Annotated in this window: 29 protein-coding genes and 1 pseudogene; 7 read left to right on the top strand and 23 right to left on the bottom strand. The window is 69.7% G+C overall.

Annotated features, from left to right (window positions below):
- Nucleotides 1-7 precede the first annotated feature (7 nt).
- Complete coding sequence (truA, locus tag ACSQ11_RS01045) at nt 8-853, bottom strand: tRNA pseudouridine(38-40) synthase TruA (RefSeq protein ID WP_436002223.1); 846 nt, start codon at nt 851-853, stop codon at nt 8-10.
- Nucleotides 854-1,021: 168 nt separating this feature from the next.
- Between truA and ACSQ11_RS01050 the strand changes: the two are divergent.
- From ACSQ11_RS01050 to ACSQ11_RS01060, 3 genes and pseudogenes are all read left to right on the top strand, one after another.
- A pseudogene (locus tag ACSQ11_RS01050) lies at nt 1,022-1,438 on the top strand (MFS transporter); the annotation flags it as partial.
- Entirely contained in the window at nt 1,439-2,329 is an 891-nt protein-coding gene (locus ACSQ11_RS01055; RefSeq protein WP_436006666.1) for an MFS transporter, read from the top strand.
- 10 nt (nt 2,330-2,339) lie between these two features.
- Nucleotides 2,340-2,642 carry a DUF2087 domain-containing protein gene (locus ACSQ11_RS01060; RefSeq protein WP_436002225.1) on the top strand — a complete coding sequence of 101 codons (303 nt, stop codon included), beginning with the start codon at nt 2,340-2,342 and terminating at the stop codon, nt 2,640-2,642.
- Here ACSQ11_RS01060 and ACSQ11_RS01065 read toward each other — a convergent pair.
- From ACSQ11_RS01065 to infA, 9 genes are all read right to left on the bottom strand, one after another.
- A complete protein-coding gene (locus tag ACSQ11_RS01065; RefSeq protein ID WP_436002227.1) occupies nt 2,606-5,161 on the bottom strand; it encodes a glycoside hydrolase family 65 protein in 2,556 nt (851 codons plus the stop codon). The genes ACSQ11_RS01060 and ACSQ11_RS01065 overlap by 37 nt on opposite strands.
- Nucleotides 5,158-5,871, bottom strand: coding sequence for an HAD family hydrolase (locus tag ACSQ11_RS01070; RefSeq protein WP_436002229.1), 714 nt, complete (start codon nt 5,869-5,871; stop codon nt 5,158-5,160). Before ACSQ11_RS01070 ends, ACSQ11_RS01065 begins: the two co-directional genes overlap by 4 nt.
- 137 nt (nt 5,872-6,008) lie before the next feature.
- Nucleotides 6,009-6,716, bottom strand: a complete 708-nt coding sequence (rplQ, locus tag ACSQ11_RS01075) for a 50S ribosomal protein L17, sunset domain variant (RefSeq protein ID WP_436002231.1) — start codon at nt 6,714-6,716, stop codon at nt 6,009-6,011.
- 27 nt (nt 6,717-6,743) lie between these two features.
- Complete coding sequence (locus tag ACSQ11_RS01080; RefSeq protein WP_436002233.1) at nt 6,744-7,784, bottom strand: DNA-directed RNA polymerase subunit alpha; 1,041 nt, start codon at nt 7,782-7,784, stop codon at nt 6,744-6,746.
- 207 nt (nt 7,785-7,991) lie between these two features.
- Nucleotides 7,992-8,600, bottom strand: a complete 609-nt coding sequence (rpsD, locus tag ACSQ11_RS01085; protein ID WP_436002235.1) for a 30S ribosomal protein S4 — start codon at nt 8,598-8,600, stop codon at nt 7,992-7,994.
- A gap of 32 nt (nt 8,601-8,632) precedes the next feature.
- Nucleotides 8,633-9,037 (bottom strand): 30S ribosomal protein S11, encoded by a 405-nt coding sequence (rpsK, locus tag ACSQ11_RS01090; protein ID WP_147064796.1) that lies wholly within the window; start codon nt 9,035-9,037, stop codon nt 8,633-8,635.
- A complete protein-coding gene (gene rpsM / locus ACSQ11_RS01095) occupies nt 9,037-9,414 on the bottom strand; it encodes a 30S ribosomal protein S13 (protein ID WP_147064793.1) in 378 nt (125 codons plus the stop codon). The genes rpsK and rpsM overlap by 1 nt, the downstream gene beginning before the upstream one ends.
- 225 nt (nt 9,415-9,639) lie before the next feature.
- Nucleotides 9,640-9,753 carry a 50S ribosomal protein L36 gene (gene rpmJ, locus ACSQ11_RS01100; protein WP_009775928.1) on the bottom strand — a complete coding sequence of 38 codons (114 nt, stop codon included), beginning with the start codon at nt 9,751-9,753 and terminating at the stop codon, nt 9,640-9,642.
- Between the two features lie 92 nt (nt 9,754-9,845).
- Nucleotides 9,846-10,067, bottom strand: coding sequence for a translation initiation factor IF-1 (infA, locus tag ACSQ11_RS01105; RefSeq protein ID WP_006946284.1), 222 nt, complete (start codon nt 10,065-10,067; stop codon nt 9,846-9,848).
- A gap of 224 nt (nt 10,068-10,291) precedes the next feature.
- Between infA and ACSQ11_RS01110 the strand changes: the two genes are divergently transcribed.
- Nucleotides 10,292-11,539 carry a CPBP family intramembrane glutamic endopeptidase gene (locus ACSQ11_RS01110; protein ID WP_436002240.1) on the top strand — a complete coding sequence of 416 codons (1,248 nt, stop codon included), beginning with the start codon at nt 10,292-10,294 and terminating at the stop codon, nt 11,537-11,539.
- Between the two features lie 64 nt (nt 11,540-11,603).
- On the opposite strand, the gene meaB is transcribed toward ACSQ11_RS01110, so the two are convergent.
- From meaB to ACSQ11_RS01125, 3 genes are read right to left on the bottom strand one after another with little or no spacing between them, the layout of a single operon-like run.
- Nucleotides 11,604-12,584, bottom strand: a complete 981-nt coding sequence (gene meaB, locus ACSQ11_RS01115; protein WP_436002242.1) for a methylmalonyl Co-A mutase-associated GTPase MeaB — start codon at nt 12,582-12,584, stop codon at nt 11,604-11,606.
- Between the two features lie 37 nt (nt 12,585-12,621).
- A complete protein-coding gene (scpA, locus tag ACSQ11_RS01120) occupies nt 12,622-14,811 on the bottom strand; it encodes a methylmalonyl-CoA mutase (RefSeq protein WP_436002244.1) in 2,190 nt (729 codons plus the stop codon).
- Nucleotides 14,808-16,523, bottom strand: a complete 1,716-nt coding sequence (locus tag ACSQ11_RS01125; RefSeq protein ID WP_436002246.1) for a methylmalonyl-CoA mutase subunit beta — start codon at nt 16,521-16,523, stop codon at nt 14,808-14,810. The genes scpA and ACSQ11_RS01125 overlap by 4 nt, the downstream gene beginning before the upstream one ends.
- Before the next feature lie 212 nt (nt 16,524-16,735).
- On the opposite strand from ACSQ11_RS01125, the gene ACSQ11_RS01130 reads away from it, so the two are divergent.
- Both ACSQ11_RS01130 and ACSQ11_RS01135 read left to right on the top strand, forming a co-directional pair.
- Entirely contained in the window at nt 16,736-17,377 is a 642-nt protein-coding gene (locus ACSQ11_RS01130; protein ID WP_436002248.1) for a dihydrofolate reductase family protein, read from the top strand.
- Nucleotides 17,377-17,946 carry a dihydrofolate reductase family protein gene (locus tag ACSQ11_RS01135; RefSeq protein ID WP_436002250.1) on the top strand — a complete coding sequence of 190 codons (570 nt, stop codon included), beginning with the start codon at nt 17,377-17,379 and terminating at the stop codon, nt 17,944-17,946. Before ACSQ11_RS01130 ends, ACSQ11_RS01135 begins: the two co-directional genes overlap by 1 nt.
- Nucleotides 17,947-17,952: 6 nt before the next feature.
- Here ACSQ11_RS01135 and map read toward each other — a convergent pair whose 3' ends face one another.
- Complete coding sequence (map, locus tag ACSQ11_RS01140; protein WP_436002252.1) at nt 17,953-18,801, bottom strand: type I methionyl aminopeptidase; 849 nt, start codon at nt 18,799-18,801, stop codon at nt 17,953-17,955.
- Between the two features lie 66 nt (nt 18,802-18,867).
- Complete coding sequence (locus tag ACSQ11_RS01145; RefSeq protein WP_436002254.1) at nt 18,868-19,428, bottom strand: NADPH-dependent FMN reductase; 561 nt, start codon at nt 19,426-19,428, stop codon at nt 18,868-18,870.
- Nucleotides 19,429-19,523: 95 nt separating this feature from the next.
- Here ACSQ11_RS01145 and ACSQ11_RS01150 point away from each other — a divergent pair, with 95 nt between their 5' ends.
- Nucleotides 19,524-20,009, top strand: a complete 486-nt coding sequence (locus ACSQ11_RS01150; RefSeq protein WP_436002256.1) for a DinB family protein — start codon at nt 19,524-19,526, stop codon at nt 20,007-20,009.
- 164 nt (nt 20,010-20,173) lie between these two features.
- On the opposite strand, the gene ACSQ11_RS01155 is transcribed toward ACSQ11_RS01150, so the two are convergent.
- The 8 genes from ACSQ11_RS01155 to rpsH form a co-directional block, all read right to left on the bottom strand.
- Complete coding sequence (locus ACSQ11_RS01155) at nt 20,174-20,749, bottom strand: adenylate kinase (protein WP_436002258.1); 576 nt, start codon at nt 20,747-20,749, stop codon at nt 20,174-20,176.
- A complete protein-coding gene (gene secY, locus ACSQ11_RS01160; protein ID WP_436002260.1) occupies nt 20,749-22,065 on the bottom strand; it encodes a preprotein translocase subunit SecY in 1,317 nt (438 codons plus the stop codon). Before secY ends, ACSQ11_RS01155 begins: the two co-directional genes overlap by 1 nt.
- 185 nt (nt 22,066-22,250) lie before the next feature.
- The gene (rplO, locus tag ACSQ11_RS01165; RefSeq protein WP_436002262.1) at nt 22,251-22,739 is read right to left on the bottom strand and encodes a 50S ribosomal protein L15; all 489 of its coding nucleotides are present in this window, start codon (nt 22,737-22,739) and stop codon (nt 22,251-22,253) included.
- Nucleotides 22,740-22,741: 2 nt separating this feature from the next.
- Complete coding sequence (gene rpmD / locus ACSQ11_RS01170; RefSeq protein WP_035931789.1) at nt 22,742-22,924, bottom strand: 50S ribosomal protein L30; 183 nt, start codon at nt 22,922-22,924, stop codon at nt 22,742-22,744.
- A complete protein-coding gene (gene rpsE / locus ACSQ11_RS01175) occupies nt 22,924-23,598 on the bottom strand; it encodes a 30S ribosomal protein S5 (RefSeq protein ID WP_436002264.1) in 675 nt (224 codons plus the stop codon). Before rpsE ends, rpmD begins: the two co-directional genes overlap by 1 nt.
- Before the next feature lie 43 nt (nt 23,599-23,641).
- Complete coding sequence (gene rplR, locus ACSQ11_RS01180) at nt 23,642-24,016, bottom strand: 50S ribosomal protein L18 (protein WP_436002266.1); 375 nt, start codon at nt 24,014-24,016, stop codon at nt 23,642-23,644.
- 3 nt (nt 24,017-24,019) lie between these two features.
- The gene (gene rplF / locus ACSQ11_RS01185) at nt 24,020-24,556 is read right to left on the bottom strand and encodes a 50S ribosomal protein L6 (protein ID WP_436002268.1); all 537 of its coding nucleotides are present in this window, start codon (nt 24,554-24,556) and stop codon (nt 24,020-24,022) included.
- 11 nt (nt 24,557-24,567) lie between these two features.
- The gene (gene rpsH, locus ACSQ11_RS01190; RefSeq protein WP_035931779.1) at nt 24,568-24,966 is read right to left on the bottom strand and encodes a 30S ribosomal protein S8; all 399 of its coding nucleotides are present in this window, start codon (nt 24,964-24,966) and stop codon (nt 24,568-24,570) included.
- Between the last annotated feature and the right edge of the window lie 150 nt (nt 24,967-25,116).

A 25,116-nucleotide genomic window follows, 5' to 3' on the forward strand; every position in this document is an offset into this window, starting at 1 on the left:
CGCTGACTCAGTCGTCGAGTGACCTCGTCGCCCGGGCCTCCCGTGCGCGTGCGGCGAGGTCGGCGTCAGCCGGGTAGTCGACCTCCTCGAGCGAGAGACCGTGCGCCGGCATGACCGTGACCCGGGGGTCGCGCGCCCGTGCGGTGAGCACGTCGAGCGGGAACTGCACCGGCGCGCGACCGAGGCCGACCGGCACGACGGACCCGACGAGCGCGCGAACCATGCTGTGGCAGAACGCATCCGCGACCACCGTGGCCTCGACCGTGCCGTCGGGCGCGCGCGCCCACGAGTACTCGAGGAGCGTGCGCACCGTCGTCGCGCCCTCCCGCTTCCTGCAGAACGCCGCGAAGTCGTTGAGCCCGACGAGCCGGCCCGCCGCCTCCTCCATGGCGCCGACGTCGAGCTCGTCCTTGACGACCACGGTGTCGTGTCGGCGCAGCGGGTCGAGCTGCCCGGTGCGGTCGCAGATCCGGTAGAGGTAGCGCCGCTGGGTGGCGGAGAACCGGGCGTCGAAGCCCTCGGCCGCGGGCGACACCTCGCGCACGACGATGTCGGCGGGGAGTATGCCGGCCAGCCGGGTGAGTGCCGCCTCCTCGGGTGAGCGGGTGGACCGGCCGGGGGTCACGGCCCAGGCCGTCGGGTCGACGTCGGCGTGGGCGACCTGTCCGCGGGCGTGGACTCCGGCGTCGGTGCGCCCGGCGACGGTGAGCCGCACCGGTTCCGACGCCCTGAGCAGTGTCGTGAGGGCGTTCGACAGCTCGCCCTCGACCGTCCGCCGACCGGGCTGGGCGGCCCAGCCCGAGAAGCCGGTGCCGTCGTAGGCCAGGTCGATCCGCACCCGCAACAACGTCATGGCTCCGCAGCCTAGCCAGCCGAGCGTGCTGCGCCTTCGGCGCGCGGAGCCGGGTCGGCCCCAGGTGTATCCCGCTGGAGGAGTGTCTTTGCGTCATGTGGCGGGAGCAAAGACACCTCTCCACCGGGTGCATCTCGGCACGGCCGTCAACACGCTCCACCACGCACCGCCCCGGCGCGGCCCGCGGAATCCGGCCCTCGCACCCTCCACCCGTGGCACGCTGCACGGGTGGACCTGCGCCCCTCCCGCATCGCGATCAGCGCGGCCTTCTTCGTGCAGGGCCTGCTCTTCATCTCGCTGACCCTGCGGCTGCCCGTCGTCCGCGATCTCTTCGACCTGTCAGAACTGGCCCTGTCCGGGCTCATGCTCATGCTCGTCCTGCTCGCCGGCCTCGGCTCGGTCGTCGCCGAACGCCTGGCGGCGCGCACCGACAGCGCCACCACGCTCCGCCTCGCGCTCGCCCTCATCACCCTCGGCTTCGCCGTCATCGGCGTCGGAGTCCGCGGCGACGGGACGTTCGCCGTCTTCGTCGCCGGCGTGGCCTGCTACGGCCTCGGCCTCGGCGCCAACGACGCGGCGAGCAACATGCAGGCCGTCGCCCTCGAGCACCGCGTCGGCCGTCCCGTCCTCCCCTCCTTCCACGCCGCCTGGACCGCGGGGGGCCTGCTCGCCACCGGCCTCGCCTTCGTCCCCGTCTCCTTCCCCTTCATGGCGTGGCTGCTCGCGCTCACGCCACTGGCCGTCACCGCCGCCCCGCTCCTGCGACGTGACGTCCCGACGACCGCGGCACCTCCCTCGGTGCAGGACCTCGGCCTGCCGTGGCGCCGCATCGCCCTCGTCGGCGCCGCCCTCGTGCTCTTCTACATGGTCGACACCGCCGCCACCGCCTGGGGACCGACCTACCTCAGCAGCACCACCGTCTTCGACGACCCACCCACGAGCAGCGCCATGTTCGCTCTCGCCACACTCCCCTACCTCGCCGCCACCCTGCTCGCTCGCCTCCTCGGCGACGGCCTCACCGCCCGGTTCGGCCCCACCACCGTCATCCGCGTCGGCGCCCTGCTCTCGTTCGCCGGGCTCGCGGTCGTCGTCTTCGCACCCGGCTCGATCTGGCAGGTCGCCATCCTCGGCTTCTTCGTCGTCGGTCTCGGCGTCGCCGTCATCGCTCCCCTCGCGTTCTCGGCCGCCGCCCGGATCGCTGCGGACTCGACCGATCCCCACGCCGCCGACCCCGCGGCGCGACAGGCCAGGGTCGACGCCACGATCGCCCGCTTCAACCAGTTCAACTACCTCGGCGCCCTGCTCGGAGCGGTCCTCACGGGCGCGATCGGAGCCGGCAACCTACGGATCGGGTATGCCGTCCCGCTCGTCCTCGTCCTGGCACTCGTCCCGCTGGCCCGGCACTTCGCCGGGCCCACGCCCCGCCACACGCGCGCACCCGAGAACTCGCTCGCCCCCGGGACCCCCGCTTCGTAGGCTCGAGGACATGGACCGCCCCGCACTCACCCACGCCCTCGAGAACCGCGACGCCGTCCTGCGCGCCTTCGTCGGCGCCGACGGCCGGCTCTCCGCCATTCCGACGAAGATCGCCAAGCGCCTCGTCGTGCTCGATCTGCTCGCGCAGGACTTCGAGCTCGGCGAGATCTATCCCGAGGCCCGCGTCAACGAGATCCTGCAGCGCCGCCACGCGGACCATGCCGCGCTGCGGCGCTACCTCGTCGAGGAGGGCTTCCTCGAGCGTCGGGACGGGACCTACTGGCGCTCGGGCGGCACCGTCAGGCTCGACTGACCACTGAAGGACGCCTGCACGGCCGCCTCCTCCGCCAGCGTCTCGGGATCGGTCGGGACACCGGCGGTGATGACGGTCCCGTCCGCCCGCACGACCGGGGCAGGCTGACGCGGCACGAGGTGCGTGAGCCGCGGCCCCTGGTTGTCGAGCTCGACCCGGGTGGGCCCGTCGGCCCCCACCTCGTGGTCGGCACCCCTCACGCTCACCGTGATCGGATCGCCCTCGACGAGGGTGAACGTCATCGCGTCCTGCTCGACCTCGACGCGGATCCGGGTGCCGTGCACCCGCAGAGGGAAGGCGAGGCGCGGCCACGCAGCCGGCAGGCGCGGGTCGAAGGTCAGCCCGTCGCCGTAGTCGCGCATCCCGGCGAAGCCGTAGACGAGCGCGTTCCAGACCCCACCAGCCGAGGCGATGTGGACGCCGTCCGAGGTGTTGCCGTGGAGGTCGGCGAGGTCGACGAAGAGCCCGGACAGGAAGTAGTACATCGCCCACTGGTGGTGCCCCACCTCGGCAGCGATGATCGACTGCACGACCGCGCTGAGCGACGAGTCACCCGTGGTGATCGGGTCGTAGTACTCGAAGTTGCGCCGCTTCTCCTCGAGCGTGAACCGGTCGCCCTGCAGCAGCATCGCGAGCACGACGTCGGCCTGCTTGAGCACCTGGAACCGGTAGATCACGAGCGGGTGGTAGTTGAGCAGCAGCGGGCGCTTCTCCGGCGGCGTCTGCGACAGGTCCCACAGCTCGCGGTCGAGGAAGTTCTCGTCCTGCGGGTGGATCCCCAGGTCCTGGTCGAACGGCACCGCCATGTGGGCGGCGCACTCCTCCCACTCGGTGACCTCCTCGTCGTGGAGGTTGAGCCGGGACTGCAGACGCGTGTATGCCGTCGGGTCACCCTCGCGCAGGTCGCGCACCGTCGCGGCGGCCCGCTCGAGGTTGAACCGGGCCATGACGTTGGTGAAGAGGTTGTTGTTGACGACCGTCGTGTACTCGTCGGGCCCGGTGACGCCGTGGATGTGGAAGGTCCGGCCGCCGTCGACCCGCCAGAACCCGAGGTCGGCCCACATGCGGGCGGTCTCGACGAGGATCTCGGCGCCGTCGCGGCGCAGGAAGTCCCGGTCGCCCGTCGCGTCGCTGTACCGGCTCACGGCATACGCGACGTCCGCGTCGATGTGGTACTGCGCCGTGCCGGCCGCGTAGTACGCGGACGCCTCGAGCCCGTTGATCGTCCGCCACGGGAAGAGGGCTCCGCGCTGGGCCAGCTCACGCGCCCGGGCGCGGGCGTGGTCGAGCAGGTTGACCCGGAAGCGCAGCAGGTTCTTCGCCGCCGTCGGGAAGGTGTAGGCGAGGAACGGCACGACGTAGATCTCGGTGTCCCAGAAGTAGTGGCCCTCGTAGCCGCTGCCCGTCACGCCCTTGGCCGCGACGCCGAGCTGGTCGGCGCGCGCCGACGCCTGCGCGATCTGGAAGAGGTTCCAGCGGACTGCCTGCTGCACCTCTGGGTGGCCCTCGACCTCGACGTCGGCGTTGGCCCAGTACTTCTCGACCCAGTCTCGCTGCTGGTCGAGCTCGCGCTGGACGCCGTCGCGCCGGACCCGGTCCAGGGTGCGGCGGCAGCGGTCGAAGAGCTCGCGCGCGGGCACGCCCCGTGAGGAGTGGTAGGCCACGCACTTGGTGATCGTGATGGTGCGGCCCTCGGCGGCGTCGACCCGGTAGACCTTCTTGCCCAGGTCGGGCTGGGTGTCGATGAGCTCCTCGACGACGTTGTCGGTGTCGATCGCGTGGTCGGCGCCGACGGCGAGCGTCATGCCCGACCGGGCGCAGCGGTAGCCCAGGATCATCCGCCGGTCGCTGTGCCAGTCGCCCTGCGGCTCGAGCACCCGCGAGGTGAACCGTCCCGCCTGGCGCGGGTCCCAGCCGGACTTGCGGTTCATCGCCTCGCGGTCCTGGTACTCGTCCGCGCCGTCCTGCCGGTTGAGGATCTGGCTCGAGATGACGACGGGCGCGCTCCCGGCCAGCATCGTCACCTCGATGGTCATGATCGCGAGGTGCCGCTCGGTGAACGAGATCATGCACGTCGTGTCGACCTGGACGATCTTGCCCGAGGGGGTGCGCCAGATCAGATGGCGGCGCAGGGTCCCGTCACGGAAGTCGACCGAGCGCTCGTACTCCACGAGGTCGGCCGTCGACAGCAGGAGCGGCTCGTCGTCGACGTAGAGCTTCATGACCTTGCTGTCGGGCACGTTGACGATCGTCTGGCCGGTGTGCGCGAACCCGTACGCCTGCTCGGCGTGGTGGATGTCCCACGTCTCGTGGAACCCGTTGACGAACGTGCCGTGCGCCGACGACGGGCGGCCCTCCGGCGGGTTCCCGCGCATGCCGAGGTAGCCGTTTCCGATCGCGAAGAGGGTCTCGGTGAGCCCGAGGTCGTCGTCGCTGGGGAAGGTCTCGACGAGCCGCCACTCGTCGACAGGGAAGCGCTCGCGGTCGAGCGGGTCCGTGCCGTCGAAGTCGAGCCTCACGGGAGGAGCTCCTCGAGGTCCGTGACGACGACGTCCGCGCCCGCATCGGTGAGACCGTCGGCACCGGCGCCGCGGTCGACGCCGACGACGAGGCCGAAGTCCCCGTCCCGCCCCGCCTTGACCCCCGACGTCGCATCCTCGAGGACGACCGCGCGATCCTTGTCCACCCCGAGCTCCCGGGCCGCGTGGAGGAAGGTCTCGGGCGACGGCTTGCCCGCGAGACCGAGCTCGGCCGCCACCGCACCCGACACGACGACGGGGAAGCGGTCGGCGATGCCCGCGGCCTCGAGCACCGCCGGCGCGTTCTTGGACGACGAGACCACGGCCATCTTGGTGCCACGCTCGGCGAGGGCGTCGAGCAGCCGGATCGAGCCGGCATACGCCTCGACGCCGTCCCGGGCCAGGACGGCGTTGAACGCGTCGTTCTTGCGGTTGCCGAGTCCGCTCACGGTCTCGGCCTCGGGGCTGTCGGACGGGTCGCCCTCGGGCAGCTCGATCCCCCGCGAGGTGAGGAACGCACGGACCCCGTCGTAGCGCGGGCGCCCGTCGACGTGGTCGAAGTAGTCCTGGTCGGTGTAGGGCTCCTCGATGCCCTTGGACGTGAGGTAGGCGTTGAACATCTCGTCCCAGGCCCGCATGTGCACCTCCGCCGTCGGGGTGAGCACCCCGTCGAGGTCGAAGAGGGCAGCGTCGTAGGCGTTCCAGTCCATGGCGGCCAGCCTACGGAGCCACACCGCCCGGCGACGAACCGGCAGCCCAGGGTCCCGCGGCGGACGGCATACGACGAGGGCCGGTCACCTCCCGCAGGAAGTGACCGGCCCTCGTTCGTATGCCGTGGTGCAGCAGGTCAGGCGTCGTCGCCCTCGGCCTGCTTGGTCTCGCCGCCGGCCGGCTCGAAGCCGGCAGCCTTGGCGTCCTCGGCCGAGGCGAACCAGAACTCGGCCTCGGTCTGGTCGTACCACTGCGAACCCTCGACGTGGTACTTGCCGGAGTCGGCGTTGCCCTTGACCGAGTAACCCTCGGGAGCCGAGCCGTCCTCGTTCGCGGCGACGGCACCCTTCGGGAGCTCGACGACCGCGGCAGCCTCGGCGGCCGGGGCCTCCGTGGTCTCGGCGGTGGCCTCGTCGGCAGCCTTGGACTCCTTGGCGGCACGCTTGGTCGCGCCCTCGGCCTCCTTGACGGTGGCCTTCTTGGCGACGGGCTCGCGGACGAGCTCGATGACCGCCATGGGGGCGTTGTCACCCTTGCGGGCACCGATCTTCGTGATGCGCGTGTAGCCACCCTGGCGCTCGGCCATGTCGGGGGCGACCTCGACGAAGAGGCGGTGCACGACGCCCTTGTCACGCACGACCGTCATGACCCGGCGACGGGCGTGGAGGTCACCGCGCTTGGCGAAGGTGATGAGGCGCTCGGCGAGGGGGCGCAGGCGCTTGGCCTTCGACTCCGTCGTCGTGATGGAGTCGTGCTCGAAGAGCGAGGTCACGAGGTTGGCCAGGATGAGCCGCTCGTGAGCCGGGCCGCCTCCGAGACGGGGACCCTTGGTGGGGGTAGGCATGTCTTTACTCCTTGATGTGGGTCAGCGTCAGAGCTGCTCGTCCTCGGCGAACGACGCGTCCTCGGCGTCGTCGGCGTCGGAGAAGCTGAACTCGTCGTCGTAGGAAGCGATCTGGCTCGGGTCGAAGCCGGCGGGGCTGTCCTTGAGAGCCAGGCTCATGCCGTGGAGCTTGGCCTTGACCTCGTCGATGGACTTCTGGCCGAAGTTGCGGATGTCGAGCAGGTCCGCCTCGCTGCGACCGACGAGCTCACCCACGGTGTGGATGCCCTCGCGCTTGAGGCAGTTGTAGGAGCGGACCGTGAGGTCGAGGTCCTCGATCGGGAGGGCGAGGTCCGCGGCGAGCGCGGCGTCCGTCGGCGACGGGCCCATGTCGATGCCCTCGGCCTCGACGTTGAGCTCACGGGCGAGGCCGAAGAGCTCGACGAGGGTCTTGCCGGCGGAGGCGAGCGCGTCACGCGGGGAGACGGCCTGCTTGGTCTCGACGTCGAGGACGAGGCTGTTGAAGTCGGTGCGCTGCTCGACTCGGGTCAGCTCGACCTTGTAGGTGACGTTGAGGACCGGGCTGTAGATGGAGTCGACCGGGATGCGGCCGATCTCCTGGTCACCGGACTTGTTCTGGGCGGCGGAGACGTAGCCGCGACCGCGCTCGACGGTCAGCTCCATCTCGATGCTGCCCTTGTCGTTGAGCGTCGCGATGTGCAGGTCGGGGTTGATGACCTCGACGCCGGCCGGCGGCGCGATGTCAGCAGCCGTGACGGCGCCGGCACCCTGCTTGCGCAGGTACATGACGACCGGCTCGTCGTGCTCCGAGGAGACGACCAGACCCTTGATGTTGAGGATGATCTCGGTGACGTCTTCCTTGACCCCGGGGATCGTGGAGAACTCGTGGAGCACGCCGTCGATGCGGATGCTCGTGACCGCGGCACCGGGGATGCTCGAGAGCAGGGTGCGGCGGAGGCTGTTGCCGAGCGTGTAGCCGAAGCCCGGCTCCAGCGGCTCGATGACGAACCGGCTCCGGTTCTCGGAGATGACGTCCTCGGAGAGGAGTGGACGCTGTGCGATGAGCACGGTGATTTTCCTTCCCACGGGCGACCGCTATATGACGCCTCGTGAAACTGCCGGGTCCTACCCGGCGCCCTGGTCACCTCTGTCTGCGACCAGGACAAGCATTCGGTATGCCGTGGCGCACCCAAGTGCCCACGGCCCCGACGTATTGCCCGTTTGGGACAACTCGCTGGAGCTCGTCGTCCCAAACGGGCAAGACGTCGGCTGAGATCAGTTCTTGGAGTAGAACTCGACGATGAGCTGCTCGGTGAGCTGGCTGTCGATCTGCGCCCGCACGGGGAGGGAGTGGATCAGGATCTGCAGCGAGCCCGGGACGACCTGGATCCAGGCCGGGGTCGGGCGGTCGCCGAAGGTCTCACGAGCGAGCTGGATCGGCAGCTTCTCCGTCGACTGCTTGCGCACGGTGATGATGTCGTACTGCTCGACGCGGTAGGACGGGACATCGACGCGCTGGCCGTTGACCTCGAAGTGACCGTGCGTGACGAGCTGGCGCGCGGCACGACGGGTGCGGGCGAGGCCCGCGCGGTAGATGACGTTGTCGAGTCGCGACTCGAGGATCGTCAGGATGTTCTCACCGGTCTTGCCGGGGCGGTTCGCCGCTTCCTTGTAGTAGCGACGGAACTGCTTCTCCATGACGCCGTAGGTGAAGCGAGCCTTCTGCTTCTCCTGCAGCTGGGTGAGGTACTCCTTCTCCTGCATCCGGCGACGGCCGTGCTGGCCGGGCGGGAAGGGACGCAGGTCGAAGTTCTTGTCGCCGCCGACGAGGTCGACCTTGAGGCGACGCGACTTCTTGGTGATGGGGCCGGTGTAACGAGCCATGTTCTAGTTCTCTTTTCCGTCTTCTCAGGCGCTCAGACGCGGCGGCGCTTGGGCGGGCGGACACCGTTGTGCGGCGAGGGCGTGACGTCCTGGATGGACCCGACCTCGAGACCGGCAGCGGTCAGCGAGCGGATCGCGGTCTCACGGCCAGAGCCGGGACCCTTGACGAAGACGTCGACCTTGCGCATGCCGTGGTCCATGGCGCGACGGGCAGCGGCCTCAGCGGCGGTCTGCGCGGCGAACGGGGTGGACTTGCGCGAGCCCTTGAAGCCGACCTGGCCGGCCGAGGCCCAGCTGATGACGGCACCGGTGGGGTCGGTGATCGAGATGATCGTGTTGTTGAACGTCGACTTGATGTGGGCCTGGCCCACGGCGATGTTCTTCTTCTCCTTGCGGCGCACCTTCTTGGCGCCGGTCAAACGGCCCTTGGGAGGCATTACTTACCAACCTTCTTCTTGCCGGCGACGGTGCGCTTCGGACCCTTGCGGGTGCGCGCGTTGGTCTTGGTCCGCTGACCGCGAACGGGCAGGCCCGAGCGGTGACGACGACCCTCGTACGAACCGATCTCGACCTTGCGGCGGATGTCGGCCTGGACCTCACGGCGGAGGTCACCCTCGACCTTGAGGTTCTCGTCGATCCAGTCGCGCAGGGCGACGAGGTCGGCGTCGGTGAGGTCCTTGACGCGGGTGTTGGCGTCGACGCCCGTGGCGGCGAGAGCCTTCTGCGAGCTGGAGCGGCCCACACCGAAGATGTAGGTCAGTGCGATCTCGACGCGCTTCTCGCGCGGGAGGTCGACTCCTTGGAGACGTGCCATCGTGTGATGGTTCCTGTTCTGGTGTTCCGGAGGTCTGGTGCAGTCGCCGGTCCGGACTCTGATCCGGTCCCCGGCCTCCGGGCCGGGGGTGACGTCCCTCGCTCACCTCTACAGGTGACGGACAAGGGGGTCGGGCGCTGCGTTCTCAGTCATTCTTTTGTGCGTGTGCTCGAAGCCGTGCCTCGTGCAGGTGCTTCGTCCCGGGGGACGGAGCTGGCGATCTGGTCAGCCCTGGCGCTGCTTGTGGCGCGGGTTCTCGCAGATGACCATGACCCGGCCGTTGCGGCGGATCACCTTGCACTTGTCACAGATCTTCTTGACGCTCGGCTGAACCTTCATTGCCTCTGCTGTCTGTGTCGATCGGCCCGGCACGACGGAGGTCGTGCCCGGTGGAGCTGGTGGAGCGTGCTGCTGCTGAGAGCCGAGGCCGGTCAGCGGTAGCGGAAGACGATGCGGCCTCGGGTCAGGTCGTAGGGGCTGAGCTCCACCACCACGCGGTCCTCGGGGAGGATCCGGATGTAGTGCTGGCGCATCTTGCCCGAGATGTGGGCGAGCACCTTGTGCCCGTTGGTGAGCTCCACGCGGAACATCGCGTTGGGGAGCGCCTCAACGATGGTGCCCTCGATCTCGATGACGCCGTCCTTCTTGGCCATACCCTCTCAATCCTTTGCTGGTCCCACCCTGGGTGCGGCCCGGGGGCCACCAGTGAAACCATGGGGGTGTGGTCGCGCATGGCTGAGCACACGAGACCGACGCTCCATCCTACGGGAGTGCGCGCCGAGCACGAAATCGGTGCCGGGGCCGTCAGACCAAGGTCGTATGCCGTCCGCGACGCCCGGTGGATGCCCCTCCCGACTTGCTCGGCGAGACTTCACCCATGACCGTGCGCATCGCCGCCGTGGGTGACCCCGGCCACCTCGAGGACCAGCAGTCGCTCGCCCGGGCCCGGGCCCTGTCGCGTCAGGGGGCGCCGGACCTCGAGTGGTCACCCCTCACTGTCGGCGAGCCGGGGGCGCAGGGCCTCGAGGGCTACGACGCGGTCTGGCTCATGGCGTGGCCGCAGGCGCCCGAGGCCGAGGGCGTGCGGCGAGCCGCCTGGCAGGCCCACGCCACCGGCACCCCGGTCCTCGTCTCCCCCACCGAGCCACCGGCCGGGTTCGTCGGGCAGGCGCGGGAGCGGGCGGCATACCGGATCCGGGGTGAGCACCGCGCGGCCGAGGCCGCGAGGATCGAGGCCGGCGAGCGCGAGCCGCGCACCTACGTCTCGCAGATGCGCGGGCCGCGCCACCGCGGGTGGCGGCCGCTCGTGGCCCTGGCCGTCGCGGCCGGGGTCTGGGTCCTCGGGGCGTTCGTCGTGTTCCTCCCGACCCTGTTCCTCGTCGACTCCGAGGAGGAGATGGCCAACCCGGTCAATCCCTGGGCGTCGGTCTCGCTCAACCTCGTCCTCGCCCTGCTCATCCCCGCGACGCTGCTCGGACTGTGGGTCGGCTTCCGGCGCAGCCCGTGGCGGGTGCTGTCGGTCACCGGACGCCTGCGCTGGGGTTGGCTCGGGTGGTGCCTGCTCGTCGTGACGCCGCTCTGGGCGGCCTACCTCGTCATCACGTGGTTCGTCTTCGACCAGGAGGTGCTCGACCGGCCCGAGCACTGGGTCGCACTGCTCGTCATCACCCTGCTCACCACGCCGCTGCAGGCGGCCGGCGAGGAGATCGCCTTCCGCGGCGGGCTCGTGCAGGGCGTCGGGGCATGGTTCCGCACCCCCGTCGTCGCCCTCGTCGTGACGACGGTGCTCTCGACCGCGTTCTTCGCCGCGGCGCACGGGTCGGCCGACGTCTGGGTCGTCATCGAGCTCGGGTCCCTCGCCGTCGCGGGTTGCTGGCTCGCCTGGCGGACCGGGGGGCTCGAGGCGGTCATCGTCCTGCACGTCGTCAACAACGTGCTCATCATGGTCACCGGCATCCTGCTCGGCGGGCTCGAGGAGTCCTACGTCGACGGGTCGACGCAGGGGTCACCCGTCTCGGCCGGCATGAACGTCGTCGCCACCGTCATCGTCACCGCGGTCCTGCTCCGGCTGGCGAGACGGCGTGGCATCGCCCCCGCCGGGTGGAACACCCCCGCCACCGGCTGACCCCTCCGACTGATTGCGACTTTGCAGAGTGACGAGCGCAGCGAGGAACTCTGCAAAGTCGCAATCAGTCGTGCTGTGGAGGCTGGAAGAGGTCGAGGATCCGCGCGGCGCCGTCGACGGCGCTGAGCTTGCCCGAGCGCACCGCCGCCTCGATCCGCGCCCGCTGCTCGCGCACCCCGGGCGCCGAGCGGACGGCGTCCTCGAGGTGGGCGTCGACGAGCGCCCACATCCAGTCCTGCTGCTGCCGGGCGCGGCGCTGCTCGAGCGAGCCCTCGGACTCGAGGTGCGCACGGTGGTCGAGCACGGCGGCCCACACCTCGTCGAGGCCTGCGCCGGTCTGCGCCGAGCAGGTGAGCACCGGCGGACGGCGGACGTCCTTGCCCGGGAGCATGAGCCGCATCGCGGCGGTGAGGTCCTTGGCGGCGGACCTGGCCGGGACCTCGCCGTCACCGTCGGCCTTGTTGACCGCGATGACGTCGGCGAGCTCGAGGATGCCGCGCTTGATGCCTTGGAGCTGGTCACCGGCACGGGCCAGCGTGAGCAGGAGGAAGGTGTCGACCATCTCCGAGACGGCGATCTCGTTCTGCCCGACACCGACCGTCTCGACGATGACCACGTCGAAGCCGGCGGCCTCGAGGACGAGCATCGACTCGCGCGTCGCCCGCGCCACTCCCCCGAGGTGGCGACCGCTCGGGCTCGGCCGCACGAAGGCCGAGTCGCTCGCGCTGAGGTCACCCATGCGCGTGCGGTCACCGAGGATCGACCCACCGGTGCGTCGCGAGCTCGGGTCGACCGCGACGACCGCGACCCGGCGGCCGGCCTCGATGAGCCGCAGCCCCATCGCGTTGATGAACGTCGACTTGCCCGCACCGGGCACGCCCGAGATCCCCACGCGCACAGCAGAACCCGTGTATGCCGTGAGCTCGGTGAGCAGGGCACCGGCCCTCTCGCGGTGGTCGGGGCGCGAGGACTCGACGAGGGTGATGGCGCGCGCGATGGCGGCCCGGTCGCCCGCGCGCAGGCCGTCGAACAGCTCGTCGGTCACGGCTGCGCACCCAGCCCGGTGCGGCGTTCCGCTCCGGTCACGCGCCCGCCCGGTCGGCGCCATCGAGGCGGGACCTCAGGTCACCGATGAGGTCGATGGCTGCCGTGGCGATGACGGTGCCCGGCGGGTAGATCGCGTCGGCCCCGGCGGCGCGCAGGTCGTCGAAGTCCTGGGTCGGGATGACCCCGCCGACGACGATCATGAGGTCGTCACGGCCGAGCGCATCGAGCTCCTTGCGCAGGGCGGGCACCAGGGTGAGGTGACCGGCAGCGAGCGACGACACCCCCACGACGTGGACGTCGGACTCGACGGCCTGACGGGCAACCTCGGTCGGCGTCTGGAAGAGCGGGCCCACGTCGACGTCGAAGCCGAGGTCGGCGAACGCCGTGGCGATGACCTTCTGGCCGCGGTCGTGACCGTCCTGGCCCATCTTGGCGACGAGGATGCGGGGGCGACGTCCCTCGGCCTCCTCGAACTCCTCGACGAGGTCCTGCGCCCTGCGCACGGTGGCGTCGGAGCCGGCCTCGTCGGAGTACACGCCACCGATCGTACGGATCTGCGCGGTGTAGCGCCCGAACGCCTCCTCCATCGCCTGCGACATCTCGCCGACGGTGGCCTTGGCCCGGGCGGCGTCGATCGCGAGCGCGAGGAGGTTGGTCTCGAAGGACCCGTCCGAGCCAGCCTTGGCGGCGGCGGTGAGGCGCTCGAGCGCCTCGCGGCACGCCTCGTCGTCGCGCTCGGCCCGCAGGCGCTCGAGCTTGGCGATCTGGCTGGCACGCACGGCGGCGTTGTCGACCTTGAGCACCTCGATGGGCTCGTCGACGTCGGGGATGTAGCGGTTGACGCCGATGACGGGCTGCTGGCCGGAGTCGATGCGTGCCTGGGTGCGGGCGGCCGCCTCCTCGATGCGCATCTTCGGGATGCCCGCCTCGATGGCCTTGGCCATGCCGCCGGCCGCCTCGACCTCCTCGATGTGGGCCCAGGCCCGCTCGGCGATGTCGTGGGTCAGTCGCTCGACGTAGGCCGAGCCGGCCCACGGGTCGATGGTGCGGGTCGTGCCCGACTCCTGCTGGATGACGAGCTGGGTGTTGCGGGCGATGCGCGCGCTGAAGTCGGTCGGCAGCGCGATGGCTTCGTCGAGGGCGTTGGTGTGCAGGCTCTGCGTGTGGCCCTGCGTCGCCGCCATCGCCTCGATGCAGGTGCGCACGACGTTGTTGAAGACGTCCTGCGCGGTGAGCGACCAGCCGCTGGTCTGGCAGTGCGTGCGCAGGCTGAGCGACTTCGGGTTCGTGGCGCCCTGCTGCTCGACGAGCCGCGCCCAGAGCAGGCGGGCCGCCCGCATCTTGGCGACCTCCATGAAGAAGTTCATGCCGATGGCCCAGAAGAACGACAGCCGCGGCGCGAACCGGTCGACGTCGAGCCCGACGGCCTTGCCGGCGCGGAGGTACTCGACGCCGTCGGCGAGGGTGTAGGCGAGCTCGAGGTCCTGCGTGGCCCCGGCCTCCTGCATGTGGTAGCCCGAGATCGAGATCGAGTTGAACCGCGGCATGTTCTCGGAGGTGAACGCGAAGATGTCGCTGATGATCCGCATCGACGGCTCGGGCGGGTAGATGTAGGTGTTGCGGACCATGAACTCCTTGAGGATGTCGTTCTGGATGGTCCCCGAGAGCTGCTCCGGTGCGACGCCCTGCTCCTCGGCCGCGACGACGAAGAGCGCGAGGATCGGGATGACCGCGCCGTTCATCGTCATCGACACCGACATCTGGTCCAGCGGGATGCCGTCGAAGAGGGTGCGCATGTCGTAGATGGAGTCGATCGCCACACCCGCCATGCCGACGTCGCCCTCGACACGCGGGTGGTCGCTGTCGTAGCCGCGGTGGGTGGCGAGGTCGAACGCGACGCTTAGCCCCTTCTGCCCGGCGGCGAGGTTGCGACGGTAGAAGGCGTTGGACTCCTCGGCCGTCGAGAACCCGGCGTACTGGCGGATCGTCCACGGCTGGTTGACGTACATCGTCGGGTAGGGCCCGCGCAGGAACGGTGGGGCGCCGGGGATGGTCTCGAGGAAGTCGAGGCCCTCGAGGTCGGCCTCGGTGTAGAGCGGAGGCACCTCGATCTGCTCGGGCGTCGTCCACGTCTGGCTGTCGAGGTGCAGGTCCAGCGGCTCGGCGTCGGCTGCCGGTCGCCCGTCACCGAGGTCGACCTGGCTGAAGTCGGGGATGGCGCTCATGCAGGTGCTCCGATCACGTCGAGCAGCGAGGAGAGGAAGTCGACCACGTCCATGCCGGGGGTGACGCCCTCGTAGCCCTTGTTCGCCGCCACGAGCACGGCCTCCGAGGGGCTGTCGATGTCGACGGCCTCGATCCCGGCGACCGTGAGCAGGTTGACCGCGTCGATGCGGCGGTCGGCGGCGCGGGGGACGTCGAGGGTCGGGACCGCGACACGCGGCGCGTGCCCATGACGTTCTGCGTATGCCGTCGAGCGGTCCCGGAGTGCCTCGAAGACCGCGGAGTCACGGTGGGACTCAAGGGCCTCGGGCGACACCTCCAGCACGCGACGGGACCGGCGCTCCAGCGGCTTCTCGCCGGCCAAGGGGAAGGTGCTCACGCCGGTGATCGGCTGGGTGCGCGTCGCCAGCGCGGCGTCCCGCTCCGCACGGCCGTCCGAGATCCGCTGTGCGACAAGGCCACTCGCGAGGGCCGAAGCCATCCCACCGGATCGCTCCACCTCTTGGAACGCGGCCCAGGCCGCAGTGGCCACCTCGTCGGTGAGCGCCTCGACGGCCCATGCACCACCGGCGGGGTCGGTCACCCGAGCCACGTTGGACTCCTCGGCGAGCAGGATCTGCGTGTTGCGGGCGACGCGCCGCGAGAACGGCGTCGACAGTCCGGACACCGTGTCGAACGGCAGCACGGTGATGGCGTCGGCGCCACCGACGCTCGCGCCGAACGTCGCGAGGGTGCTGCGCAGGATGTTGGTCCACGCGTCGTCGCGGGTGAACATCCGCCCGGCGGTCACCGCGTGGGTGAACGCGCCGCGTGAGCGCTCGGGGACGCCGAGCGTCTCACCGATGCGCGCCCACGTCCGGCGCAGGGCGCGCAGTGCGGCGACGGTGAGGAACTGGTCGGCGCTCGCACTCACCCGGAACTCGATGTGGCGGAAGGCCTCGACGACGTCGACGCCCTCGGACTCGAGGTGCCGGAGGTAGGCCACACCGGTGGCCAGCGCGAAGGCGATCTCGTCGGGCACGGTGGCCCCGGCGTCGGCGTGGACGCGGGTGTCGACGGTGATCGCGCGGACCTCGCCGTGGTCGTGCAGCCGCGTCACGGCGTCGGCGAGCGGCGAGAGGTCGGCTGTCACTCCGGTGCGTGCCGCGGCCCCGATCGGGTCGTGACCGAGGTTGCCGGAGCTGGCACGCGAACCGGACAGGACGGCATACAGGGCATCCGCGGCAGCGGTCTGGTCGTCCCACGACGAGACGACGACCGGTGCGAGGTCGAGCCGTACGTCCGCGAGCGCCTCGGCGACGTCACCGGCGGCCAGGCCGTCGGTGCCGACGTGCAGCCACACCGAGGTGACGCCGTTCTCGAGGTCGGCGAGCACGGCGGCCCGGGTGGCGGCGGCATCCGGGTCGTCGTGGACCTGCCGCACGTCCCACGGGACGTCGGCGTCGCGGAGCGCCCGGCCACGGGTGAACGGCATCGCGCCGGGAACCCCGAGCGGTGCCGGGTCGGTGGGCCGGGTGTACAGCGGCTCGACCTCGATGCCGCCGGCGAGGTGGGTGCGCATCGACGCCACCGCGGCGTCGGCGTCGAGGTGCTGGTCCTCGGGTCGCCCCTTGTTGACCACGGCGGCGGCGAGGTCGCGCCACTCCGCCTGCGTGCGCTCCGGGAAGTGTGCCGCCAGCGTCATCGCCGCGGGCCGCTTCGGGGCCACCGTCATCCACCGCTCCTCTTGGCTTGTCCGTGCGGTCCGCACCTGCATGAAGGAGGTCTGCGGACCTCTCGTCACCCTACCGGCGGACCCTCGACCGCCAGACGAGAGTTTGCGCACACAACCCCGGCGCAACGGCTGGCGCACTTTGCCATGGTCCACGAGCATGGAGGGCGACGGCGGGTGCACCTGGCACCCGCCGAGAGGACCAGGAGCGGCCCATGTCACGCGTGCTCGTCACCCAGCTCAGCATCTCGCTCGACGGCTACGGAACCGGTGAGCCGCAGACGCTCGACGAGCCGTTCGGTCACGCCGGCCAGCGGCTGCACCGTTGGCTGTTCGCGGACGAGCCCGGCGGCGACCGGGTCTCGACGGGCGTCGACGCCGCCTTCGGAGCGGTGGGCTGGGACGGCTCCGTCGGCGCCGAGATCATGGGGCGGCGCAAGTTCTGGCCCTACGCCGGCGAGTGGACCGACCCGGAGTGGAAGGGCTGGTGGGGCCCCAACCCGCCGTTCCACACCCCGGTCTTCGTGCTGACGCACCACCCGCGCGAGTCGATCGTGATGGAGGGCGGGACGACGTTCCACTTCCTCGACGCCACCCCCGAGGAGGCCGTATCCAGGGCCAAGGAGGCGGCCGCCGGCAAGGACGTCCGCATCGGCGGCGGACCCTCGACGGTCCGGGAGTTCGTGCGCGCGGGCGTCGTCGACGTCATGCACGTCGTCGTCGTGCCGATCGTCCTCGGTCGCGGGGAGTCGCTCTGGGAGGGGCTCGGCGACATCGACTCGCGGTTCGACGTCGAGGCTGTCGCCTCCCCCGCGTCCGGTGTCACCCACCTCACCTTCACGCGCAAGGCGAGCTGATGGCCCGCCTGCGCTACGGGATGCTCGTCTCCCTCGACGGCTACGCCCGCGACGACTCCGGCTCGTTCGACTGGGCCACTCCCGACGACGAGCTGCACGGCTACGTCAACGACCGCGAGCGGGACGTGCGGACCCTCGTCTACGGGCGCGGGCTGTGGGAGACGATGAGGTGGTGGCAGGACTCCCCCGCGGACGACGAGCCCGGCGCCGCTCCCGAGCACCACGACTTCGCCGCGATGTGGAGGCAGGCCGACAAGATCGTCGTCTCGACGACCCTCGAGCCGCCGGCCGAACCGCGGACCGAGCTGTGGCCGACCCTCGACCTCGACCGCCTGGCAGCGCTCGTCCGGGACAGCCCGACCGACGTGAGCATCGGCGGGCCGACCCTCGCCGCACACGCATTGCGAGCCGGGCTCGTCGACGAGGTCACTGCCTACGTCGTTCCCCACCTCGCCGGCGGCGGGCTTCCCTGGCTGCCCACCGGCGTGACGACTGGACTCGTGCTGCGCGAGCAGCGGAGGTTCGGCAGCGGGGCGGTCGCTCTCACCTACGACGTGACGAAGGGCTGAGCGACCTCAGGCCAGAGGGGCGTACGTCGCGCCCAGCTCGCGCAGCTTCGCCTCGCCGCCATCGACGGCGGTGAGGACCCACAGGCCCTGCGACGTGGCGGCGACGGTGTTCTCCCAGTGGCTGGCCCGAGACCCGTCGTCGGTGACGACCGTCCAGTCGTCCTCGAGCACCCGGTTGGACTCGTCACCGAGGGTGACCATCGGCTCGATCGCCACGGTCGTCGCGTCGACGACGATCGGACCCTTGCCACTCACGCGGTAGTTCGGCACCTGCGGGTCCATGTGCATCGACGTCCCGATGCCGTGGCCGACGTAATCCTCGACGATGCCGTACTCACGACCGCGCCGCTCCCCCGCCTCGGTGAGGCTGTCCTCGACGGCCGCGCCGACGGCATACAGGCTCTGGCCGACCGCGAGGGCGGTGATCCCGGCCCACATGGAGGCCTCACTGTCGTCGATGAGCTCGAGGTCCTCGGGACGCCCGACCTCTCGGCCGCCGACGATGACCGAGATGGCCGCGTCACCGTGCCACCCCCCGACGATCGCGCCGCAGTCGATCGAGAGCAGGTCGCCCTCCTCGAGGACGCGCGACCCCGGGATGCCGTGGACGACCTCGTCGTTGACCGAGGTGCACAGGGTGCCAGTGAAGCCGTGGTAGCCCAGGAAGCTCGGGGTGCCACCACCGTCGCGGATGTGCGCCTCGGCGAGGGCGTCGAGCTCCTTGGTCGTCATGCCGGGCCGCACCGACGAGCGCATGAGGTCGAGCGTCTGCCCGACGAGCAGCCCGGCGGCACGCATGAGGACCACCTGCTCGTGGGTCTTGGCCTCGATGCGCTCACGTCCGAACAGTCCCATGCAGGTCAGCCTACGGCGACGCCTCCTGCTCCCCCGAATCGCGGGAACAGGAGGCGTCGGTGAGCGTCAGGAGCGGGCGGAGGCCTGCGCGAGGTCCCCGACCTTCGCGGCAAGGGCGTCGAGCATCGCGCCGAGCTCGCCGGTCGCCTCGGCGCCGGCGTCCACGACCGACCCGTCGACGGTGAGCTGCTCGGGGAAGCTCAGCCCGAGGTCACCCACGACGTCGGCGTGGACGTGCGTGAGCACCTTGGCGAGGTCGGCGCGGGCGTCAGCCGCACCGGTCCAGCCGTAGCCGACGATGCCGATCGGCTTGCTGTCCCACTCGGCGAAGAGGTAGTCGACGGCGTTCTTGATGGGGGCGGGGAAGCTGCGGTTGTACTGCGGCGTCACGACGACGATCGCGTCGGACTCGAAGATCGCGCTGGCCCACGCCTGCGTGTGCGGCTTGGCGTAGTTGCCGTTCTTGGGCATGTCCTCCTCGTCGAAGAAGGGCAGGTCGATCTCGGCGAGGTCGAGGACGGTCACCTGCCACTGCTCGGGGTCGGCCTGCTGGCTCACCCAGGAGGTGACCTTGTCGCCGATACGGCCGGGGCGGGTGCTGGACACGATGATGCTGAGATTGTTCACGGTTCAACCAACAGGGTATGCCGTCCGCCCATTCCCGATCCCGGCCGCCGGTTTCGAGCGGCTCACCAGAGGTCGAGTCCACCTAGGCTCGGGCCATGCCCTCGGAGGACGAGTCCCTGCTCAGCGCGCTCACCGGTGTCCGGCGCCATGTGCTCGACCAGCTCGAAGGACTGGCGGAAGGTGACCTGCGACGCTCCGTCCTCCCTTCCGGATGGTGCCCGCTCGGCCTGGTGCGCCACCTCACGCTCTCCGACGAGCGCTTCTGGTTCGAGGTCGTCGTCGCCGGCGGCCCGCTCGACTGGTGGCCCGAGGGCGAGCGTGGCGACTGGCTCGTCGGCCCCGACGAGCCGGCGACGGCGGTGCTCTCCGCCTACCGCACGGCCATCGTGGCGTCGGACGAGATCCTCGCTGGCACCTCTCTCGACGCGGCGCCCCTGCACCGCGAGCCCGACTGGCCGGACGAGCGCTTCGTGGACGTGCGCAGCGTCGTTCAGCACGTCATCGTCGAGACCGCCACGCACGCGGGGCAGCTCGATGTCGTGCGCGAGCTCATCGACGGCCGCCAGTACATCGTCCTCTGACCACGAGGCACGACGTTGGACCCCACCGCTCGCTCCCCGCGGTTGTCGTGGCCTCCCCGCGCTGTCGGGGGTCGCGATGCCCCCGAGGACGCGAGATGGCCCCGACAACCAGGTGTCGGGGCCATCTCGGGCGTTTCACGAGCGAGGTGCTCGAGCGCGCACGTTCAGCTCAGGGCCTTGATGATCCGCTCGGTGACCTCGTCCATCGCGCCGAGACCGTCGACCTCGACGAGGAGCCCACGCTCGGCGTAGACCTCGACGAGCGGCGCCGTCTCGCGGCGGTAGATCGCCTGGCGCTCACGGATGACGTCCTCGGTGTCGTCGGCCCGACCCTCGGTCTCGGCCCGCTTGAGCAGGCGCGAGACGACGGCGTCCTCGTCGACGGTGAGCGCGAGGACCTTGTCGAGTCCGTGGTCGTGCTTGCCGAGCATCCAGTCGAGCGCGGTGACCTGACCGGTGGTGCGAGGGTAGCCGTCGAGGAGGAAGCCCTCACGGGCGTCGTCCTCGTTGAGCCGGTCCTCGACGATCGCGTTGGTGATGTCGTCGGAGACGTAGCCACCGGAGGCGGTGATCTCCTGGACCTGCTTGCCCAGCTCGGTGCCGTTCTTGATGTTGGCGCGGAAGATGTCACCGGTGGAGATCGCCGGGATCCCGAAGTGCTCGGCGATGCGCGCGGCCTGCGTGCCCTTGCCGGCGCCGGGGGGCCCGAGGATGATGAGGCGCCTGCCCTGAGAAGTCATTACTTGAGGAACCCTTCGTAGTGACGCTGCTGCAGCTGGGACTCGATCTGCTTCACGGTCTCGAGACCGACGCCCACGATGATGAGGATCGAGGTGCCACCGAACGGGAAGTTCTGGTTGGCGCCGACGAGCACGAGGGCGATGAGCGGGATGATCGAGATCAGCGCGAGGTAGATCGCACCCGGGACGGTGATGCGGGTGAGGACGTACTGCAGGTACTCCGCCGTGGGTCGCCCGGCACGGATACCCGGGATGAAGCCGCCGTACTTCTTCATGTTGTCGGCGACTTCGGTGGGGTTGAACGTGATCGACACGTAGAAGAACGTGAAGAAGAGGATGAGCACGATGTAGGTGAGCGCGTACTCCCAGGTGTCGCCACCGGCGAAGTTCGCGTCGATCCACTGCACCCAGCCAGCGCTGGAGCCGTCAGCCTTGCGGTTGAACTGCGCGAGGAGGGTCGGCAGCGCGAGCAGCGAGCTCGCGAAGATCACCGGGATGACACCGGCCATGTTGACCTTGAGCGGGATGTAGGTCGAGGTGCCGCCGTAGACGCGACGACCCACCATGCGCTTGGCGTACTGCACCGGGATGCGGCGCTGGCTCTGCTCGACGTAGACGACGAGCGCGATGATGACGAACCCCATGAGGATGATCCCCAGGAAGATGTCCCAGCGACCCTCACGCTGCTGGATGGCCCAGAGGGCGCCCGGGAAGGTCGCGGCGATCGACGTGAAGATGAGGATCGACATGCCGTTGCCGACACCCTTGTCGGTGACGAGCTCACCGAGCCACATGACGAGACCGGTACCGGCCGTCATCGTGAGCACCATGATGAGGATCGTGACGATCGAGTCGTCCGTGAGGATGTTGGTGCAGGCCGGGTTCGCGAACAGCTGCGAGGGGTTCTGCGCGAAGGTGATGAACGTGGCCGACTGGAGGACGGCGAGCGCGATCGTGAGGTAGCGCGTGTACTGCGTCATCTTCGACTGCCCGGCCTGACCCTCCTTCTTGAGGGCCTCGAACTTCGGGATGACCACCGTGAGCAGCTGGATGATGATGCTCGCGGTGATGTACGGCATGATCCCGAGCGCGAAGATGGACAGCTGGAGCAGGGCTCCACCGCTGAACAGGTTCGCAAGACCCAGGAGGTCGTTGGCGTCGCCTGCACCCTTTTGGCATGCCTGGATGAGCGAGTAGCTCACTCCGGGCGTCGGCACGTGTGCGCCGAGCCGGTAGATCGCGATGATCGCGAGGGTGAACAGGATCTTCCTGCGCAGGTCGGGCGTCTTGAACGCGCGGCCGAAGGCGGTGAGCACAGGTCCTCCAGGTGGGCGGCGGTAGCCGCATCAGTGTGGCAATCGACGAACAAAGATACCCCGGTGCGGGCAGCGGTCAGGAACCGCCGCTCCCACAGGGGGTCAAACGACGTATGCCGCAAGGCGAGTTCCGAAGGAAGGCTCCGGAACCACGCCCTGCGGCATACGAACCATGCGGTTCAGCGTCAGGCAGACGCGCCCGAGGTGGTCGAGCCGCCAGCGGCCTCGATCTTCTCCTTGGCGGTCGCCGAGAACTTGTCGGCAGTGACGTTGACCGCGACGGCGATCTCGCCGGTGCCGAGCACCTTGACGAGGTGGCCACCGCGGACGGCGCCCTTGGACACGAGGTCCTCGACCGTCACGTCGCCACCGTCGGGGTAGAGAGCGGACAGCTTGTCGAGGTTCACGACCTGGTACTGGGTCTTGAACGGGTTCTTGAAGCCGCGCAGCTTCGGGAGACGCATGTGGAGGGGGGTCGAGCCACCCTCGAAGCGCTCCGGAACCTGGTAGCGCGCCTTCGAGCCCTTGGTACCGCGACCGGCGGTCTTGCCCTTGGAGCCTTCACCACGACCGACACGGGTCTTGGCGGTCTTGGCACCGGGGGCCGGACGCAGGTGGTGGACCTTGAGGGCAGTGCCCTCGGTCTTGGCCTGCGTTGACTTGGAATCAGCCATGATCACTCAACCTCCTCGACGGCGACGAGGTGCGTCACCGTCTTGACCATCCCGCGGATCTCGGGGCGGTCCTCCTTGACGACGACGTCGCCGATGCGCTTGAGACCGAGGCTGCGCAGGGTGTCGCGCTGGTTCTGCTTGCCGCCGATCTCCGAACGGGTCTGGGTCACCTTGAGACGAGCCATCACGCACCAGCCTTCGCTGCGTCACGGGCCTCGGCGATGCCGGCCGCCTGGGCGCGCAGCATCGCGGCGGGGGCAACCTGGTCCACGGGCAGACCGCGGCGGGCAGCCACGGACTCCGGACGCTCGAGCTCCTTGAGGGCCTGAACGGTCGCGTGGACGATGTTGATCGCGTTGTCCGAGCCGAGGCTCTTGGACAGCACGTCGTGGATGCCGGCGCACTCCAGGACCGCACGCACCGGGCCACCGGCGATGACACCGGTACCGGGGCTGGCGGGACGGAGCATGACGACACCGGCAGCGGCCTCACCCTGGACGGGGTGCGGGATCGTGCCCTGGATGCGCGGGACCTTGAAGAACTCCTTCTTGGCCTCCTCGACACCCTTGGCGATCGCGGCGGGAACTTCCTTGGCCTTGCCGTAGCCGACGCCCACGGTGCCGTCACCGTCGCCGACGACGACGAGAGCGGTGAAGCTGAAGCGACGACCACCCTTGACGACCTTGGAGACACGGTTGATGGTCACGACGCGCTCGAGATACTGGCTCTTCTCGGCCTCGCGGCCACCGCCGCGACGGTCGTCGCCGCGGCCACCGCGACGGTCGCCGCCACGGTTGTCGCTGCGGTTGTCGCCGCCGGTGGAAGCGGGACCGGTGCCTCGACGCTGGGGTCCTGGCATCAGATGTTCCTCATTTCAACACTGGTCTGGGAAAGCATGTGGGTCACAGCGACAGCCCACCCTCGCGGGCGCCGTCGGCGATGGCCGCGACGCGACCGTGGTACTTGTTGCCACCACGGTCGAAGACGACTGCCTCGACACCGGCTGCCTTGGCACGCTCGGCGACGAGCTCGCCGACCTTCTTGGCCTTGGCGGTCTTGTCGCCCTCGAACGCACGGACGTCGGCCTCCATGGTCGACGCCGACGCGACGGTCTTGCCGACGGTGTCGTCGACGACCTGGACGAAGACGTGGCGCGAGGAGCGCGAGACGACGAGACGAGGGCGAACCGCCGTGCCCGTGACGTGCTTGCGCAGACGGATGTGGCGACGGCCGCGTGCGGCGACCTTGCCCTTGGCGCGCTTGATGATCATTGCCATGGCTTACTTACCAGCCTTTCCGACCTTGCGGCGGATGTGCTCGCCGGCGTAGCGCACGCCCTTGCCCTTGTACGGGTCGGGCTTGCGGAGCTTGCGAATGTTGGCGGCAACCTCACCGACGAGCTGCTTGTCGATGCCCTCGACCTGGAACCGGGTGGGGTTCTCGACGGTGAAGGTGATGCCCTGCGGCGGCTCGACCGTGATCGAGTGCGAGTAGCCGAGCGCGAACTCGAGCGAACCGCCCTTGTTCTGCACGCGGTAACCGGTGCCGTGGATCTCGAGCTTCTTGACGTAGCCCTCGGTGACACCGAGGACCATGTTGTTGATGAGCGAGCGGGTCAGGCCGTGGAGCGAACGCGACTCGCGCTCGTCGTTGGGGCGGCTGACCTCGACCTGGTCATCGTTCTTCTCAACCTTGATCGGCTGAGCCACCGTGTGTGCGAGCTCGCCCTTGGGACCCTTGACCTTGACGGTCTGGCCCTCGACGTTGATCTCGACACCGGAGGGGATGGCAACCGGAAGACGTCCGATGCGCGACATGTCAGATCCCCTTACCAGATGTAGGCGAGGACTTCCCCACCCACACCCTTGTTAGCGGCCTGCCGGTCAGTGAGCAGACCGGACGACGTCGAGATGATGGCAACACCGAGGCCACCGAGGACCTTCGGCAGGTTGGTGCTCTTGGCGTAGACGCGCAGTCCGGGCTTGGACACGCGACGCACACCCGCGATGGAACGCTCGCGGTTGGGGCCGTACTTGAGGTTGATCGTCAGGGTCTTGCCGACCTCGGCGTCCTCGACGGTCCAGCCGGCGATGTAACCCTCGGCCTCGAGGATCTCCGCGATGTGCGACTTGAGCTTGCTGAACGGCATGGCGACCGTGTCCTTGTGCGCCGAGTTGGCGTTTCGGACGCGGGTCAACATGTCCGCAATCGGGTCAGTCATTGTCATTGGGCTTCTCCGCCCTCCCTCACCGTGGTTTCATCCGGGGCTGCTGCTCCGGCTGACCTTCGATGTAGATGGTCTTGGGGTATGCCGCGTGGTGCGGCGGGATGGTCGCCGCGGGGCTCGCGCCCCACGGCATACCGGGAATTCAGTTCT

The organism is Knoellia sp. LjRoot47 (genome assembly GCF_964253435.1).
Classification (GTDB): Bacteria; Actinomycetota; Actinomycetes; order Actinomycetales; family Dermatophilaceae; genus Knoellia.